Raw genomic sequence first — 17,753 nt, forward strand, 5'->3', positions numbered from 1 at the left:
GAGATCGAAACGAAGTCCTTCAATTCTTAATGGCTCTGCCATTTAGAAATTGATGAGATCGAAACGAAGTCCTTCAATTCTTAATGGCTCTGCCATTTAGAAATTGATGAGATCGAAACGAAGTCCTTCAATTCTTAATGGCTCTGCCATTTAGAAATTGATGAGATCGAAACGAAGTGTAGTGTAGCGCAATGTAGTGAGACTCGTAGATACAAGGATATCCTACTATTGCAGGAACAGCAGGCAGAATGGTATGCGAAGCTCTGATGGGGATAAATTTGTTAAAATTTATTCCATGTATAAAGAGATAGCTGTATGCGTAGGCTAATAGCAAGAATTCATAAAAATTCTTACCTTTGAAGATACGATCATCTTCGGAAACGATTAAAACTATTTTTACTGAAAGGTTATTGATTGGAACCGGGGATATGCAAGGCATACTGGAATCGTAAGTCCCCACATATAATGGTTTCCAGTAATCTTTGCTTGTTGAAATCGGTCATCTATCGAAAGCTGGTGTGAAGAATTCGGTCCAAAAGTTATATTAATCCCCCTGTCTATGTTTCTTAGTTTATTATCTATGGAAGGAAGGAGACGACCCTTACTTGTGGGTGATGAATTATTGATAGGATTGTTTTTATTCCAGGGGAATTAAATTCTAAGTATTGTAAATGCTGTTTATTATTTGTTAGAGCAAATTCTGCTGTAAATATCTAACAAGATATGGATATAAGCTAATATTTTATTAGAGAGAAACAATCTGTACTTGAACCTTGGAATAGATACAACTGCTGTTTGATTTTTGTTTAAGTAATCTATAGAATACAATAGAGGTAGAGGGGATGGGAATGTATAGTGAAGAAAATAACGATAAGAGATGTTGCTAAACTAGCTGGAGTTTCAGTAAGTAGTGTCTCACATGTTTTTAATGATTATGAGGATATTAGCGAAGATACAAAGAAAAGGGTTCAAGAGGCTGCCAAACAGCTTGGCTATATCCCAAACTCTGCTGCACGCAGTTTGTCAAGCAAACAAATGAAAACAGTTGCACTTATTCTAAATGATATTAATGCTATTGCTCGAGGAGTGGCAATGCCCTTAGAAATCATTTCTGGTGTTAGTGAATATTTAGATGATACAAAGTATGAGTTTGTATTCTATTCTACGAATTTAAAGAAGCAAAATGAAAAAACACTTAAACAGTTTTGTAGCGAGCATAATATTTCAGGGGTAATTATTCAAGGTCTGCGCACAACTGATCCGTATTATGAAGAGCTGAAACAGTTTGATTTACCTGTAGTCGCTATTGATTTGTATATAGATAATACAGAAATTGGAATGGTTAGTATTGATAATGAAAAAGCAAGCTTTGAAATGACAAAGGCTCTCCTTAATAAGGGATTTCAGAATATCCTATTTATGAATGGGGATCCTAGGGCAACGGTATCTCTTGAACGTGAAGCAGGATATAAAGAGGCTGTAAAAAAGCCCCACGTAGTATTTGCTGACTATAGTGAGCAACGAGCATTTGAAATGATTTTGAAGCTATTCAAAATAAATGAGCTAGAGAAATATGATGCTATTTTTGCTGCTAGTGACCTTATGGCAATTGGTTGTTTGAAGGCATTGAAAGAGCTGGAACTAATAGATCAGATTGCTTTAGTAGGATTCGACGATATTACGTTAGCATCCTATACAACGCCAACATTAACTACTGTTCGACAAGATATTTTTAAAATTGCAAAGGTAGCTGCTGAAAACTTAATTGAACATATAGAAACAGGGCAAGCTAAACATTCTTTTGTTGATTTTGAATTGATAGAAAGACAGAGTGCAAAAATTTTTTGAAAAAAGATTGACATTGAAAGCGTTTCAAAATATAATCTGAATATAGCTAAAACGTTTTAGGAAGAGGTAGTATGAAAAATTTATTTTTTGTTCAAAGAGTTTTAGCAGCAATAATTGATTGGATTGTCATCTATTTGCCGCTGTATTTTTTAGTTAATGCAGTGTCAAGTGGTTATTTTACGCCAGAAATAGTAACTGCGGCTCTTTTTATTATTTACCATGTTGTGGCGGTTCACTCCTTTTGCGGAAAAACAATTGGAAAATCGTTCGCAAAAATCAAAGTAAAAGATACAGGTATAAGTATCATGGATGATAGCGTGCGGGAAGTGGTTAAGATTTTGTATTTTTTACCAATTTTAGGCTGGATAGTTGGATTGATTAGCATTGTTCTCTATTTCAAAACAGAGAAATTCTTGCATGATATCACAGCTAAAAGTGAGGTTGTTCTTTGTGACTGAGATGTCAACGGAGTCTCTTCTTTTAACAGTAGGAGTTACTTTTGCAGTGAGTTATTTCTTAGCTTGGTTCTATCGAAATAATTATGATCCCCAAAAAATACTAGTTGCCTATGCACTATATCTGATCCCCTTTATTATTTTAGGACTGCTGCTTCAGCTTAAATTAATTTTAATAATAGGCATTTACCTATTTGGATTAGTCGTCGTTATTTTTCGAAATAATACTTATTTTAATGAATAATTTTTTTCGCCGATTACTAAAACGTTTTAGGATAAAAATAATAAAGGAGTTCTCTGAAAAAATGTTTAGAGCAGTCTTATTTGATTTAGACGGTGTGATTACGGACACTGCAGAATACCATTACTTAGCTTGGAAAAAGCTGGCTAATGAATTGGATATCTCAATTGACAGAAAATTTAACGAGCAGTTAAAAGGAGTCTCAAGAGAAGAGTCTTTACGTCGTATCATAGCGGCCGGCGATAAGGAAAATAAATTTTCATTGGAAGAGCTTAATGCCCTGGCTGCACGAAAGAATGATAATTATGTTCAAATGATCCAAGCTGTTTCATCAAAAGATATTTATCCTGGAATTTTAGAACTATTGAAAAGCTTAAAAGAAAAGAATATTAAGATTGCTCTTGCATCTGCTTCAAAAAATGGTTCTTTTCTTTTAGAACAAATGGGGCTGACAGACTATTTTGATATGGTTGCTGACCCAGAGAAAGTTAGTGCCAGTAAACCTGCACCAGATATTTTCTTAGCTGCTGCAGAAGGTGTCGGGGTAGATATTAAGGATGCTTTAGGAATTGAAGATGCTCAAGCAGGAATACAAGCAATCAAGGCTGCCGGGGCAGTACCGATAGGAGTTGGCAGTCCAGAGATTCTGGGAACAGATATTGCAGTTGTTAAGGATACAAGTGAATTAACATGGAACAAGCTGGAAACAATTTGGAATAAACAGTAGAAAGTAGGATAAAAGTTGGCAAAAATGAATTATCTCAAAGATAAACTTTGGCAAATTGAAGAACTAGGCTTTGACAGTAAATATTTAGGTAAGACAGAAAGTATCATGGCACTGGGAAATGGCTATCTCGGCACTCGAAGTGCTGCAGAAGAACACTATACTAATGAACGCCGTAATACATTTGTTGCGGGAACATTCAACAAATTTGATGAAAATGAAGTGAGCGAACTACCAAATATTCCTGATTTGTGGTGGATGGATTTTATTATTAATGGTGAAAATTTTACCTTGGAAAAAGGAAAAGTATCTAATTATAGTAAGCGCTTAAATTTGAGAACAGGTGAACTAACACGCGAATTTGAATGGACATTTGAAACAATAAAGTTACAGTTTACCTTTCGCCGTTTTGTATCCAAAGCTCGTCGACATTATTTATCAAGTCTGGTGGAGATAAAAAATTTAGCAGAGCAGTCTGCTCGCATTCAAATTCGTTCTGGTATAGATGGTCAAGTTACAAACTCAGGAAGTCAGCATTTTACTGAAGGGGAAAAAGGCTTAATAGACGGCAGGTTCATGCAAATGATGCCGCGAACGAAAGACAGCAAAATTGATTTTGTTTTCACTGTTGCTCATGATATAAAAGCAGCCAATGTAAGTGAACGCATCGAAATGGGTCGGCGTCAAATCTTTATGAATTACTTTTTTGATCTCCCATCAAAAGAAAGCGCTTTGATAGAAAAAAGAATGAGTGTCTATACCTCTATTGATAATGATCTTTCTAATCATCAGGCAGCTGCCATTCGCCAAACGGCTATTTCTGAAATGAAAGAAATCGAAATGCATTCTTTTGATGATCTGTTAAATGAATCGTCAAGAAAATGGGAAGAGATTTGGAATAAACACCCTATCAAAATTGAATCAGAAAATTTTAAAGATCAACTAGCTATCCATTTTGCAAAATATCATTTACACATAATGACACCTGCTCATGATAATCGAATGAATATTGGTGCCAAAGGTTTGAGTGGGGAAGGCTATAAAGGACACACTTTTTGGGATACAGAAATTTTTATGCTGCCATATTTTAATTTCACACACTCTGATATCGCTAAGAGCTTAGTGACCTATCGATATTTAGGTCTCGATGGTGCTCATAAAAAAGCAAAAGCAAATGGATATGAAGGAGCCCAATATCCATGGGAAGCAGCAAATCCGACTGATGGAGAAGTAACACCAGTTTGGGGTGCTGCAGATATTGTCACAGGACAATCAACCAAAATTTGGTCAGGCTTCATTGAGCAGCATATTACAAGCGATGTAACGTTTGGAGTAAAGCAGTACATTGATGTTACCGGGGATAAAGAATTTGCAGAGGAAAAAGCTTATGAAATTCTATTTGATACTGCTAAGTTTTGGGGAAGCAGGTTGGAGTACAATACTGAAAAGGACTGCTATGAGATTAGAGATGTTATTGGACCAGATGAATATAAGGAGCATGTTAACAATAATGCCTATACAAATTATACAGCACATTGGAATGTCACTTACGCTCTAAATTTAGCTGAAGAACTCAAAGAAAATCAACCTGTCCTTTTTGAAAAGCTGAATCAAAAATTGGAATTGGAGCGTGTACTCAGTGACCTGGAACAAAAGGTCGATAAAATCTTTTTACCACAGCCTACAGAAGAGGGGATTATTCCAGAGGATGATTCATATTTAGAGAAGGAAGTCATTGATTTGTCTAACTATAAGGCAGTAGATGGAGTTGATGGATTGTTTCATGACTATAATTTAGAGCAAGTAAATGAAATGCAAATAACAAAGCAAGCAGATGTATTATTGCTCTTATACTTGTTCGAAGGATTATTCTCTCATGAACTGAAATTAAAAAACTTTGACTACTATGAACCAAAAACAACTCACGATAGTTCACTGAGTCTTTCCACACATGCCATTCTTGCTGCTGATCTTGGGAAACTAGACGAATCCTATGAATTCTTCAAAAAAGCCTGCAACATTGATATGGGTGAATACATGAAATCTTCAGATGATGGTATTCATGCTGGAAGTCTCGGAGGAATCTGGCAAATGATTGTTTTTGGCTATGGCGGTGTTCGTATGATTGAAGGGCAGCTGAGAATTGAACCTCATCTGCCAAATGCCTGGAAAGAATTAACGTATGGATTTGATTATCAAGGACAGTCTATCACTGTTAAAGTAACTAGCGATGGATTTGAATTGACAAAAGAAGCGAATGGAGCTGATATAACGTTTATTTCAAAAGGGAAAAATTACACATTAAAAGATCGATTACAACTATCTTAGGAGGATGATTATGAAAAAATGGAGAAAATTATTTATGGTTGGGATTTTAGCTGTTGCTTCAATTAGTTTGGTTGCATGTGGAAACAACAGCTCTGATAATGGAAAAGATGAGACTGATTTTAATGGTAAGACCTTGAAATTAGGTGTTTGGGGAGGAAATGAGTCAGAAGAAAAATCCTTAAAATCTTTGATAACGGATTTTGAAGAAGAGACAGGCGCAAAAGTAAGTTTAAAAACATATACAGATTATAATACGCAAATTCAAACAGATTTAATCGGTAAAACAGCACCGGATGCATTTTATGTAGATTCCTCATATTTTCCATTTTTAGTAAGTAAAAAAGCTCTTGCACCATTAGATAAAGAAGGATTTTCAGCAGATAAATACTATGAAAATTTGATAAATTCATTTAGTGATGATGGCAATCTTTATGCTATTCCTAAAGATTTTTCAACATTAGCTTTGTATAAAAATACAGGTATTTTTGAAGAGGTTGGTGTTGATCCTGACTCTGTTCCCGGCTCTTATGAAGAGTTAATCGATTGGTTGCCGGGTTTTCAAAAAAAATTAGATGAAAAGTATGGGGAGGGAAAAGTAAAAGCAATGAGCTATACTGCCGAACTTTCGCGCGCCTATCATTTGGCGGCCCGTGATGGAGCGGAGCCGATAATGGAAGATGGTATGCCTAACCTTGAAGATGAAAATGTTGTAAATAATCTGTCTATTCTTAAAGAATTGATTGGTACGGATGCTGTAGTAACCCCTCAAGAGATTGGTGCCGGGTGGAATGGAGAAGCATTTGGTACAGGGAAAATTGCAATGATGGATGAAGGAAACTGGGTGTATCAAACGTTGAAAGATGAATTTAAAGATATCAACTTTTCAGTTTCACCAATGGCGACATACAAAGGAGAAGAAGGCGGCATGATGTTCTCTGTTGGCTGGGGCAAATACGCCGGAACGAACAGCTCGGCTTTGGCAGATGCTTGGATCAAATTTGCTACTGGTAAAGAAGGTATGGCGAAATGGGTAAATGGTACTGGAACATTACCAACACGAGATGATGTAGCAGAAACAGCAGATGTTAGTAAAAATGAAGATTTGAAGATTCATCTCACTGCAGTTGATTATTCTACTGTCTGGCAAAAAGGAACCAGCCTGACTACGATTAATAATGCTTATATGAATTATTGGCCGGATGTTGCTTCTGGGAAAACAACTCTGGAAGATGCAATGAAAAAAGCTGACAAGCAAGCCATTGAAGATATTAAAAAAGCTGAATAAGCTGCGTAGGAGGTCAAGGCAAACACTCATGGGGACAAAAGTTTTCATGAGTGTTTGTCCTGAACTCACTCGGAACATTCTTTAAGCTTGTTAGAATAAAGATGGTTGGTCTTAAGGAGGAAAAAATGGAAAAAAGAGTGAAAAAATCAAAAAGAGAAATCAATAAAATAATGCAAGGTTATGCTTTTATCCTACCTGCACTTCTAGTTTTGTTGGTATTTTTTGTTATTTCAATTGTTTTTGCTATCTATTTATCATTCAATAAAGTTGATTTATTTACTGGTGAGTATACGTGGAATAACTTTGAAAACTATATAAATATATTTAAAGATACAAGGAGCTTAATCGCTTTGAAAAATACGGCAGTTTTTGCTCTGTTCGTTGTTCCTATTCAAACAATCATAGCCCTTGTAATGGCGTATGTTCTAGCAAGCCGTGATGTTAGAGGAAAGAAAGTTTTTCGGATGATATATTTTTTACCTACACTGACGAGCTCCAGCGCTTTGACAATCATCTTTATGTTCTTATTTAATATCAATGGACCCATCAATGATTTTTTAATAAATTTAGGTTTGTATAATACGCCAATCAATTTTTTGCAGGAACCAGAATATGCATTAAAGGTTATTATGGCAATGAATATCTGGTCAACTGTACCTTATTTTATGACTATCTATCTTGCATCCTTAGTGGACTTACCTTATTCTCTATATGAAGCAGCTGAAATTGATGGAGCGAATGCCTTAGAAAAGCTGCGATTTGTTACGATCCCTTATCTGCGACCAATCACAACGTACGTCATAATAACAGGAATTATAGGAACTTTTCAAATGTTTGACCAAGCGTATATCTTTAGTAACGGAAGCGGCGGGCCTAATAATTCTACTCTGACACTCAGTCTTTTAATTTACCAAAATGCATTTGGACAAATGCCAACCATGGGATTTGCCGCAGCCTTAGCTGTTGTTTTATCGATAATAATTTTTATTGTAAGCCGTATCGCTGAAAAATTAAATGGAGGAAAATAATGAAAAAGACAAAAAAACAGCAATTTTTTAAAATTTTATTGTATGTGATCTTGATTTTATATGCTTTGATAACCTTCTATCCATTTATTTGGGCGGTAGCTGCAAGCTTTAAGCCGTTAAAAGAGATTGTTTCCGGTGGAATGAATATTTTTGGCGGCGATTTTACATTGGCGAATTATCAATATATTTTAGGACGAAGTGAAAATTTTCCACGTTGGTTTATGAACTCATTGATTGTATCGATCATAGGTACAGCAGTCAATTTATTTTTGAATACAATGGCCGGATATGCTTTAGCTCGGATTACCTTTCCAGGTCGTGAGCGAATTTATTGGGGAATGCTGGCAATGATGATGGTGCCTGCTCAGGTCTTATTAATTCCCAACTACTTAATTATTTCAAGTCTTGGGATGAAGGACAGCTTTACAGCCTTGATTTTACCCGCTGCAATTAATATCGGAAATATTTTTATGATGCGGCAGTTCTTTTTGAGCTTCCCTCAAGAGGTAGAAGAAGCGGCAACAATTGATGGATTATCTCGAACAGGAACTTTCTTTAGAATTGTAATGCCTTTAGCTAAACCCAGCATTTCGACTCAAGCTGTTTTTGTCTTTATGGGTTTTTGGAACGAGTTCTTAAAACCGATGCTTTACATGACAACACCATCTAAGTATACTTTGACATTAGGACTGCAAACATTTAAATCACAAAATGCTGGTCAACGCTGGGATCAAATTATGCCGGCAAGTATTATCTCCATCATTCCAATTGTTATATTGTATGTTATTTTTAATAAATACTTTCTGCAAGGTGTTCGGATGGATGGTGAGAAATAGATTTTATCTTAGGGGGTATCTGAAAACTCAAGCGGTGAATACTATAGAACTCATTGTCATAGATACTCGCTTATGAACCATATAAGCCGTGTTTTCTTCCTTGATTTCAACTAAAGTCACTGAAAAATTCAAATCTTACTAACTTTTCAGACACGCCCCAGCATTCTTATCTGTAGATTTATTTTCTCTGTTTTTGTTGATAAACCCTTGTTAATAGTCGAATACGGTTAAATAAGAGCTGTTTGGTAAGAGAAAGAAATGATAGGATATGTGTTTGAGTCAGTGAAAAACAAAAAGATCGGACAATCAAGAATTTCCATAGTATTAAAGGAAAATCGGGAATCAGCAGCTGTCTTACAAGGATCGTTACAGCTGATTTAACTTGATTCAGCAATGGAATCGGACAACCAAATTTCGCAGCCGAGTCGCTTGCGGCTCACTGCCCGAATGTTTAACCATGACGATTCTTGCAGTTGTGTTTTACAGAAGAGTAATTTCCGGACAAGACACTAGAACACGTACTAGGCAAACTGCTGTTTAGAGAACTATTTAGGAATAAATAATCTGAGTAAAATGTTTATTTATTCTTAGATTACCTAAAAATATAATTATGAATTAGGAGTAAGAAATAGATGATTAATGATTTTATTTTAACTTTAGATGATTTAGGAAATACCTCTGTTCAAAATATTGAAACTTTATTTGCTCAAGCAAATGGTGCTATAGGTGTTCGTGCTAGTCTGCCTATGCCGATAAAGGAAAGTAATCCATGTACTTTTTTGAATGGATTTTATGAAAGTAATGAGATTAACTATGGAGAAAATGCATATGGATATGCCAAAAATCATCAAACAATGGTTAATTTATTTGACTTAAGAAGTGTGGAACTGGCTATTGACGGAGATGACAATCTTTCTTTGTGTTCTATGAATGTCGAGTTGGATATGAAACGAGGTATTCTAACAGAAATATTTATCTATAAAACAGCTGATGGAAAAAAAATTGAATATGAGCTTGAAAGCTTTACCAGCCATTTCAATCGAACTACTTATGCTCAAAAGATTAGGATTAGAGCAATCAATTTTTCCGGAAAAATACAAATTACTAAAAAGGCAATCCCTATTTCAGTGGAGGAGAGCCTTGAATTTGATCCAAGAATTAAAAAAATCAGCGTTAATTTGCTTCACGAAGGAAATAAATTTACTACACCAAATAGCTGCCTGAGTCTGCATGTCAGGTTTGATACTTTTTCTGAAGAGTTGTTAATTGATGAAGGGGAGATAACGACTTTCACACAGCTCTATCAAATTTCTCGTGAAAATAAATTTGACTCTGTTCACTATGATGAGCTTAAAGAACAACAAATCGAAATTTTCAAAAATTTTTGGGAAAGCTCAGATATTGAAATAGAAGGTGATGCTCAGCTTCAAAAAGGAATTCGTTTCAATTTATACCACCTCTTTAACTCGGCAGGACGTGATGGCTTTAGCAATTTTTGTGCTAAGGGACTAACAGGAGAAGGATACGAAGGACATTATTTTTGGGATACGGAGATTTATCTATTGCCTTTCTTTATTTATACACAACCGGAAATAGCTAAAAGCTTATTAACCTACCGTATAAATATTTTGCCCAAAGCACAAGATAGAGCCAAAGAACTGGGAATGAATGGGGCTCTTTTTGCCTGGCGTACAATCAATGGTGAAGAAACCTCTGCTTATTATCCTGCTGGAACGGCACAAGTTCATATTAATGCAGATATCACCTATGCATTTGAACTATATGAAAAAGTAACAGGGGATGCCGAGTTTATTGAGATAAATAGTGAATTAATTTTTGAAACTGCTAGATTTTGGTCAAGTTACGGCTTTTTTTCAAAGCGAGGCTTTGAAATTCATGGAGTAACTGGACCTGATGAATATACTGCGTTAGTGAATAATAATTATTATACAAATAAAATGGCACAAAATAATCTCTATTATGCAGTTCAGCTTTCAAATCGGCTGAACAAAAATAACGATGAAGCAAAGCATTGGCAGCGGTGTGCTGATCAAATGTATTTTAGCTTTGATGAGACTTTGATGATTACTAATCAGGATGATACATTTTTAAGCAAAGAGATATGGGATTTTGAAAATACGCCTGAGGAAAACTATCCATTGCTCTTACATTACCATCCAATGATTATTTATAAGTATCAAGTTTTGAAACAAGCAGATACTATTTTAGCTCATATGCTTTTCGATGTTCCTGTTGAGCAAGTCGCTCGTGACTTTGATTTTTACGAACCATTAACTACACATGATAGTTCACTTTCCAAAGCAGTGTATGGTGTCGCAGCAAGTAAGCTAGGCAGAAAAGAGCTGGCATATCAATTTTTTAAAGAAGCAGCAATAATGGATTTAGAAGATCATCAAGGAAATGCCAGTCATGGGATTCATGCGGCTAATATGGGAGGTTCTTGGCTAGGCTTAATCTATGGATTTGCTGGACTTACCTTTACTAATGGTGAAATTTCAGTTAAAAATAATTTGCCTAAAGAGATAAAATCATTGAGCTTTACACTGACTATTAAAGGCGAGAAGAAAAAAATTATTATCAAATAAAAAAATGCTTTTGTGTTAAAAAATAGAATACTTTTTCTGGTAGTGTATTGACTAAGTTATGACTCTAATCCAAGAAACGTGCATCCAGCACGGGAATAACGCAGCAGAAAATGTCGCGTTGTTCTCTCCTATTAATTGGCAGCTGCTCCAATTATGGGGTGAATGTTTCACCTTTAAAGATTGTCGTCTGTCTAGCATTCTGCTGGATCAAGGGGATGGACTCTGTTTAAAGATTGAATGCTTACACATTCAAATTTAAATAGAAGGTAGCTAACCGCAGAGACATACAAAGACTTTTAGGAGGGATCGTGATATAAGTACCCCTAAAGCCGAATAAACGGTGTTCCAGTCTTTGTATGAGTCGAGCATTCATAAGAAGTGTAGGATCAAGCTCTTATGAAGAAGCTCTGTCACAACCCTTTTTTTTTACTAGATGAAGGAGGAAACTGTATCAAAAAGTTTATCGAAGGAAGTTAATTCTTTTAGAGAGGATGCTTCCGTATTTTTTGGTTTATCTCTTAATCTGTGATTGAGCCATAAAGAATGCCAACCAGCATTATGCGCACCAACGACATCATTTTCAAAGCTGTCTCCGATATAAAGAGCAGTCTGAGGATCAAGCTGCATCTGTTTCGCAGTTAGATCAAAAATTTCTTTTTGAGGTTTTTGAAAACCGGTACTTTGAGAAATAAAGATATTGTCAGATGGAATCCATGCTTCGATTTTTAACTGTTTAATCTTTTTGTACTGGTGGTCAGTGGGGCCATTTGTAATAATCCCCAAGGGAATCTGTTTTCCCTTTAAATAGTCAAATACTCGAACGATTTCAGGATGCATCTGGATATTCCCTAATTCATCTTCATAGACCTGTTGAAAAGCGCAGCTTTCTTTTTCTGTTAACGAGGACCAGCCAAAATCTTTCAGAGATTCAGCTAATCGATAAAAGCGCATAATTGCCAATGACCATTCACCAGAAGTTGTTTTTTCAAAAACACTGTCGCTATGGTGACGGAAGCGAATATAGAATTTGGGTATCTCTTCATTAGGAAATGTAGGGAAAATCTTTTTTACAGCAGAATAAAAAGGAACCTGCTGGTCATAAACAGTATCATCAACATCAAACACAACGGACTTTAACAACAAAAACAACTCCTTTTGATTAGGGTGTGTCTGAAAACTCAAGCGGTGAATAGTTTGATGATTTTTATAGAATGCATCGTCATAAATACTCGCTTATGAACCACATAAGCTGTGTTTTCTTCCTTGATTTCAACAAAAATCACTGAAAAATTCAAATGCCACTAACTTTTCAGACACACTTTAGTTTCAGAAAAATATTTAACTCTTTCATTGTAATTGATTTATTAAAAAAAACAAAGCTGGTTTTGAATGATAGACTAAATTCAGGCTTAAATAAATATATTTTAAGCTATTTACAATAAGAAAGGGCAGATTTAAACAAATAAAACAGCTCCCCCCCTAAGTTATGAAGACAGAAGCTGTTAGGTTCGATGCATGTATTTTGACAGTACAAAAAATGGACACAGATGAGATCAGGCGACTTTGATGTATTTTCTCGATTTTCAGCAGAATAAAGAAATTTTCAGATGTTTTTACAAAATTTACCAACTTCTTTTGCATCTCAAATTTTCTTTTCGTATAATAGGAGGCGTGCATGTGAAAAGGAGGGGGACGATGACATGTTAAAACGTTTTTTTAGTTATTATAAACCATATAAGGGATTATTTTTATTGGATTTCAGCTGTGCAGTTTTGGCTGGACTTTTAGAGCTGGCTTTTCCAGTGGTTGTTAATCAGGTTTTGGACAAGCTGATGCCGAAAGGAAATTTTCGTTTAATTGCCTTGGCTTGTTTTGGTTTGTTTGTTTTCTATGTTCTCAATACAATTCTCCAATATATTGTTGTGTTCTTTGGACACAAGCTTGGAGTCAATATAGAAACTGATATGCGCAGGGAGCTGTATCAGCATTTGCAAACTCAGCCATTTGAATATTATGACAATCAGAAAACGGGGAAACTGATGAGTCGCTTAACAACAGATTTATTCGAAATTTCTGAGGTTGCCCATCATGGACCGGAGGATATTTTCATTACGATTATGACCTTATTGGGTTCATTCCTGCTGATGCTGAGCTTTCATGTCAAACTGGCGCTTGCTACATTTGTACTAATTCCGTTCATTGCAATTGCCCTGATTTTCTTTAATAAGAAAATGACAAAGGTTAATACCAGAATTTATGATAATCTGGGGGAGTTTAATGCAGGAGTGGAAGCTTCTGTAAGCGGGATTCGAGTGACACAATCCTTTGCCAACGAACCGTTCGAAAGTGAGCGTTTTGAGGGATTAAATCAAACATATAGACAGTCAAAAATCCTATTTTATAAGATTATGGGAATCAGCTCAGCTTACAATTATTTGATGATTCGTCTAATTAACTTATTTACACTGATTTTTGGCGGGTACTATATTATTAAAGGAGAGCTTACTCAGGGAGAGTTTGTTGCTTTTATTCTACTGGCCAATGTTTTCGTTCGTCCAATTGAAAAAGTAAATACGATGATTGAAAGTTATCCAAAGGGAATTGCAGGATTTAAACGCTTTGCCGAAGAAATGGATAAGAAACCGACCATTCTAGATCGTCCCAATGCTGTTGCGGTTACACATTTAACAGGGGATATTGAATATAAAGATGTTTCATTTTCATACGCAGATGCCACAAAGGTTTTAAGTCATATTAATCTTTCGATTCAAAAGGGAGAAACGGTGGCTTTCGTGGGACAGAGCGGTTCCGGTAAAACAACATTGTGTAATTTGCTGCCAAGATTCTATGATGTGACGGGCGGAGAAATTACAATTGACGGTATGGATATTCGGGAGATGACTCTTGCATCTTTAAGAAACCAAATCGGTATTGTTCAACAAGATGTTTTTCTGTTTCCTGGTTCGATTCGCGAGAATATCTCCTATGGAAATCTGGATGCCAAGGAGGAAGAAATTCAACAGGCTGTTAAGCTTGCACATCTGGAAAAAGTCATTGATTTACTTCCTGAAGGCTTGGACACAATCATTGGGGAGCGGGGAGTAAAACTTTCCGGCGGGCAGAAACAACGTGTAGCAATTGCACGGATGTTTCTCAAAAATCCACCTATTCTGATTTTAGATGAGGCAACATCAGCTCTTGATACAGAAACAGAGCAGGTTATTCAGGAATCATTGAATTCACTGGCTGCCGGCAGAACAACGCTGATTATTGCTCATCGACTGGCTACAATTAAGCATGCAACACGTATCATTGTGGTTAGTGATAAAGGAATCCTCGAAGAAGGAACCCATCAGGAGCTGATGGATAAAGGCGGACATTATCGACGTCTTCATGATGCTCAGTTTAAAAGATAAAGTGAGGTCGGGACAAAAGCGATCAGCTCCGAGAATTAAGAAGGACTATCCGAAAGTAGTTTCTCATATTTTCAGGATAGTTCGGCTTAATTCCGAAGGAGTTGCTCCTGCGGTTACTCGTCGCAAAAAGAATTTTTGCTTTTGTCCCGCCGTTTATTCGGGTTTAGATATGAAGAGAGTTTGGAACTTTAATTCTGTTCCAAACTCATTTTTTTGTCTATTTATTTATTATTTTCTTCTGACTTTTCTCCCCAACCCCACTGCGTTTTTCATTTTCTGCAATGTTTTATTTGCGACAAAACGAGCTCGTTCTGCGCCGCGGTCTAATATGTCATCTAATTCATCTGAAGCGAGAATTTCCTGATGTCTTTTCTGAATTGGAGAAAGGAGGGATACAACTGCTTCTGCAACATCTGCTTTGAATTCTCCATAGCCTTTATTTTCATAGGAAGCAACTAGTTCGTCAACAGAACGATTTGTTGCAGCGGAGTAAATACTCAGCAGGTTTGAAATTCCTGGTTTATTTTCTGGATTATATTCAATAATTCCTGTAGAATCTGTCACTGCTGATTTAATTTTTTTGCGAATTACATCTGGAGTATCCAGCATGGAAATGAAGCCTTTAGGATTACTGTCTGATTTGCTCATCTTACTTGCTGGATTTTGTAAACTCATGATTCGGCTGCCATATTTTGCAATTTGTACTTCAGGCATTGTAAGAATCTCCTGATTTGGCTGTGCATAACGTTTGTTAAAACGCTCTACGAAATCACGTGTCAATTCCAAATGCTGCTTCTGGTCCTCTCCAACAGGAACTAAGTTCGCATTGTAAAGGATGATGTCCCCAACCATCAATGGAGGATAAGTCAGAAGACCGGCGCTGACACCTGCTCTTCCATTGTTTTGAGATTTATCTTTGAACTGTGTCATCCGTTCCAGTTCACCAATTGTTGTATTGCATTGAATAATCCAGGCAGCCTCAGCATGAGCTGAAACTTCAGATTGAATAAAGATTGTTGATTTGTCAGGATTGATTCCAACCGCCAGATAAAGTGCAGCAAGACTGCGTGTCTGCTGTCTTAATTTTTGAGGGTCCTGAGGTACAGTAATTGCATGTTCATCGACAATACAAAAGTAACAGTTATATTCATTCTGTAGGTTAATGAACTGCTTTAGTGCACCGATATAGTTGCCGATTGTTGGTACTCCGCTAGGCTGAATACCTGAAAAAATTGTTTCCATAATTAACCACCCTATTTTCTTAATTGCGCTTATAAAACAGTATACAATTAATAAAATGAAAAGAACAGAAATTTTTCCAGGATGTGTCTGGAAACTATGGAGGGAATGAGTTGCCAGTCCCATTGCTGCAGGAACATCTAGTGGGATGGTATGTGTTCGACGATCCGTTGAATTTGCTAAAATTCACCCAAAGAATTGGAGGATATTTTGTCAGTTTCACTTGTGTAGAAACATCTAATGAAATTGCCAGTCTCACTAAGATAAATAAACTAGTGAGATGGTAGGCAATACTCTGATAGAGATAAATGGGTTAAAATTTAGATCCTTATCAGGAGTTTGCTCCCACGCTTTTTCGAATGCTCGTCGTATGTCTTAAGGACATACAAGACATGCTATATGCGCAAGCCTCGATAAATGTTCTTTGAATAAAGACTAGCTCATCTAGGAGCGTTAGCAGGATGACATGCACTGCTCTGCTGGGGATAAATGTGTCAAAAAGAAATAGCTGTATGCAGACGGTAAGCTTTGAATGTGTAAATATTCAATCTTTAAACGAAATCAGCCCCCTTGTTTCAGCAGAATGACAATCAGATGAATTAGCAATAATTCATTTTTGGGTTAAAAGCTTGCTCCTGCGCTTCTTCGACTGTTCGTCTCCTATCCAGCAGTCTCATATATAATACTATTGGATAGTTGTCAGCACATTTCTTGGATTAAAAGCCCAACTTAGCTTTAAATCGATCGGCATACTAGCGTTTTTAGACAGGTACTAAATCCCATATCAATTCTTTCGTCTCTGAAAAGATGATAATAGTACAGTTTTTTCAGCTGTAATAGTTGTGAAAATTATTACAGGAAGATAAGGAATGTTATAACGTTATTACTCAAAGGTATTAATTTGACTTTATTAGTAAAATAAATAGAGAGAAAATTACAAAAAACATTTTTTTTCTTCAAAATCCTCTAGTATTTCCACTTGAAATTCGGTATACTGTATTTGGAAGAGAAATCTAATATAACTTCTTTTCTAAATAAAATAACTAACTCATAAGAGGAGTGATGCGCAATGTTGACACTGTATACTTCCCCAAGTTGTACTTCATGTCGAAAGGCTCGTGCGTGGTTACAAGAACATGAAATTCTTTTTAAAGAAAGAAATATTTTTTCTGAACCGTTAGATATTTCTGAATTGAAAGCAATTTTAAGAATGACAGAAAATGGAACAGAAGAAATTATTTCTACTCGTTCTAAAGTCTTCCAAAAGTTAAACATGGATCTTGATGAACTTCCACTGCAAGATTTATTAGAATTGGTTAAAGACAATCCAGGATTGTTGCGTCGACCAATCATGATCGATGACAAGAGACTGCAGGTTGGCTTTAACGAAGATGAAATCAGACGCTTTTTGTCAAGAGACGTTCGTCAACTTGAGTTACGCCAGGCACAATTGATGGCTGGTTTATAAAACTGTAAGTTAATTATTGTGGTATTGAGAAGTTTGGACAAAGTCCCAAAATAGTTACAAATAAAATAATGCAGGATACTTACTGATTCTGTCCGTTTATTCCTGCAGGTTTTAAAGAGTTCTGTTCACATTTACTTGTTAAATTGTGTAGGACTCTTTTTTTTGTCGGCAAATACTTTTTCCAGAGTTAACAGTAACTTTATTTATTATGAAATTTATAATGTCTGGTGTTTATTTTTCAAATAAATGAACTTTTCTCTTTACTTTTGAGGTGATTGC

Annotated in this window: 13 protein-coding genes; 11 read left to right on the plus strand and 2 right to left on the minus strand. The window is 36.0% G+C overall.

What is annotated here, in order from left to right:
- Positions 1 to 855 precede the first annotated feature (855 nt).
- The 9 genes from IW492_RS11010 to IW492_RS11050 all read left to right on the plus strand — a co-directional run bounded on the left by IW492_RS11010 (position 856) and on the right by IW492_RS11050 (position 11,351).
- On the plus strand, positions 856 to 1,848 hold the full coding sequence (locus IW492_RS11010) for a LacI family DNA-binding transcriptional regulator (RefSeq protein ID WP_202067681.1): 993 nt from the start codon (positions 856 to 858) through the stop codon (positions 1,846 to 1,848).
- Positions 1,849 to 1,919: 71 nt separating this feature from the next.
- Positions 1,920 to 2,306 carry an RDD family protein gene (locus tag IW492_RS11015; protein WP_202067682.1) on the plus strand — a complete coding sequence of 129 codons (387 nt, stop codon included), beginning with the start codon at positions 1,920 to 1,922 and terminating at the stop codon, positions 2,304 to 2,306.
- 46 nt (positions 2,307 to 2,352) lie between these two features.
- Positions 2,353 to 2,547, plus strand: coding sequence for a hypothetical protein (locus tag IW492_RS11020; protein WP_202067683.1), 195 nt, complete (start codon positions 2,353 to 2,355; stop codon positions 2,545 to 2,547).
- Positions 2,548 to 2,608: 61 nt separating this feature from the next.
- Positions 2,609 to 3,271 carry a beta-phosphoglucomutase gene (gene pgmB, locus IW492_RS11025; RefSeq protein WP_202067684.1) on the plus strand — a complete coding sequence of 221 codons (663 nt, stop codon included), beginning with the start codon at positions 2,609 to 2,611 and terminating at the stop codon, positions 3,269 to 3,271.
- A gap of 24 nt (positions 3,272 to 3,295) precedes the next feature.
- The gene (locus IW492_RS11030) at positions 3,296 to 5,596 is read left to right on the plus strand and encodes a glycoside hydrolase family 65 protein (protein WP_202067767.1); all 2,301 of its coding nucleotides are present in this window, start codon (positions 3,296 to 3,298) and stop codon (positions 5,594 to 5,596) included.
- A gap of 10 nt (positions 5,597 to 5,606) precedes the next feature.
- Complete coding sequence (locus tag IW492_RS11035) at positions 5,607 to 6,881, plus strand: extracellular solute-binding protein (RefSeq protein ID WP_202067685.1); 1,275 nt, start codon at positions 5,607 to 5,609, stop codon at positions 6,879 to 6,881.
- 125 nt (positions 6,882 to 7,006) lie between these two features.
- On the plus strand, positions 7,007 to 7,909 hold the full coding sequence (locus IW492_RS11040) for a carbohydrate ABC transporter permease (RefSeq protein ID WP_202067686.1): 903 nt from the start codon (positions 7,007 to 7,009) through the stop codon (positions 7,907 to 7,909).
- Positions 7,909 to 8,745 (plus strand): carbohydrate ABC transporter permease, encoded by an 837-nt coding sequence (locus tag IW492_RS11045; RefSeq protein WP_202067687.1) that lies wholly within the window; start codon positions 7,909 to 7,911, stop codon positions 8,743 to 8,745. The genes IW492_RS11040 and IW492_RS11045 overlap by 1 nt, the downstream gene beginning before the upstream one ends.
- Positions 8,746 to 9,377: 632 nt before the next feature.
- The gene (locus tag IW492_RS11050; RefSeq protein WP_236671886.1) at positions 9,378 to 11,351 is read left to right on the plus strand and encodes a glycoside hydrolase family 65 protein; all 1,974 of its coding nucleotides are present in this window, start codon (positions 9,378 to 9,380) and stop codon (positions 11,349 to 11,351) included.
- Between the two features lie 429 nt (positions 11,352 to 11,780).
- On the opposite strand, the gene IW492_RS11055 is transcribed toward IW492_RS11050, so the two are convergent.
- Positions 11,781 to 12,491 carry an HAD family hydrolase gene (locus IW492_RS11055; protein WP_202067688.1) on the minus strand — a complete coding sequence of 237 codons (711 nt, stop codon included), beginning with the start codon at positions 12,489 to 12,491 and terminating at the stop codon, positions 11,781 to 11,783.
- 560 nt (positions 12,492 to 13,051) lie between these two features.
- Here IW492_RS11055 and IW492_RS11060 point away from each other — a divergent pair.
- Entirely contained in the window at positions 13,052 to 14,767 is a 1,716-nt protein-coding gene (locus tag IW492_RS11060) for an ABC transporter ATP-binding protein (RefSeq protein WP_202067689.1), read from the plus strand.
- A 228-nt stretch (positions 14,768 to 14,995) separates the two neighbouring features.
- Here the strand turns inward: IW492_RS11060 and trpS are convergent, their stop codons facing one another.
- Positions 14,996 to 16,009 (minus strand): tryptophan--tRNA ligase, encoded by a 1,014-nt coding sequence (gene trpS, locus IW492_RS11065; RefSeq protein WP_202067690.1) that lies wholly within the window; start codon positions 16,007 to 16,009, stop codon positions 14,996 to 14,998.
- A 1,066-nt stretch (positions 16,010 to 17,075) separates the two neighbouring features.
- Here trpS and spxA point away from each other — a divergent pair.
- Complete coding sequence (gene spxA / locus IW492_RS11070; RefSeq protein WP_202067691.1) at positions 17,076 to 17,474, plus strand: transcriptional regulator SpxA; 399 nt, start codon at positions 17,076 to 17,078, stop codon at positions 17,472 to 17,474.
- Positions 17,475 to 17,753 lie beyond the last annotated feature (279 nt).

Origin of the sequence: Enterococcus sp. BWB1-3, assembly GCF_016745275.1 — a bacterium.
Lineage (GTDB): Bacteria > Bacillota > Bacilli > Lactobacillales > Enterococcaceae > Enterococcus_L.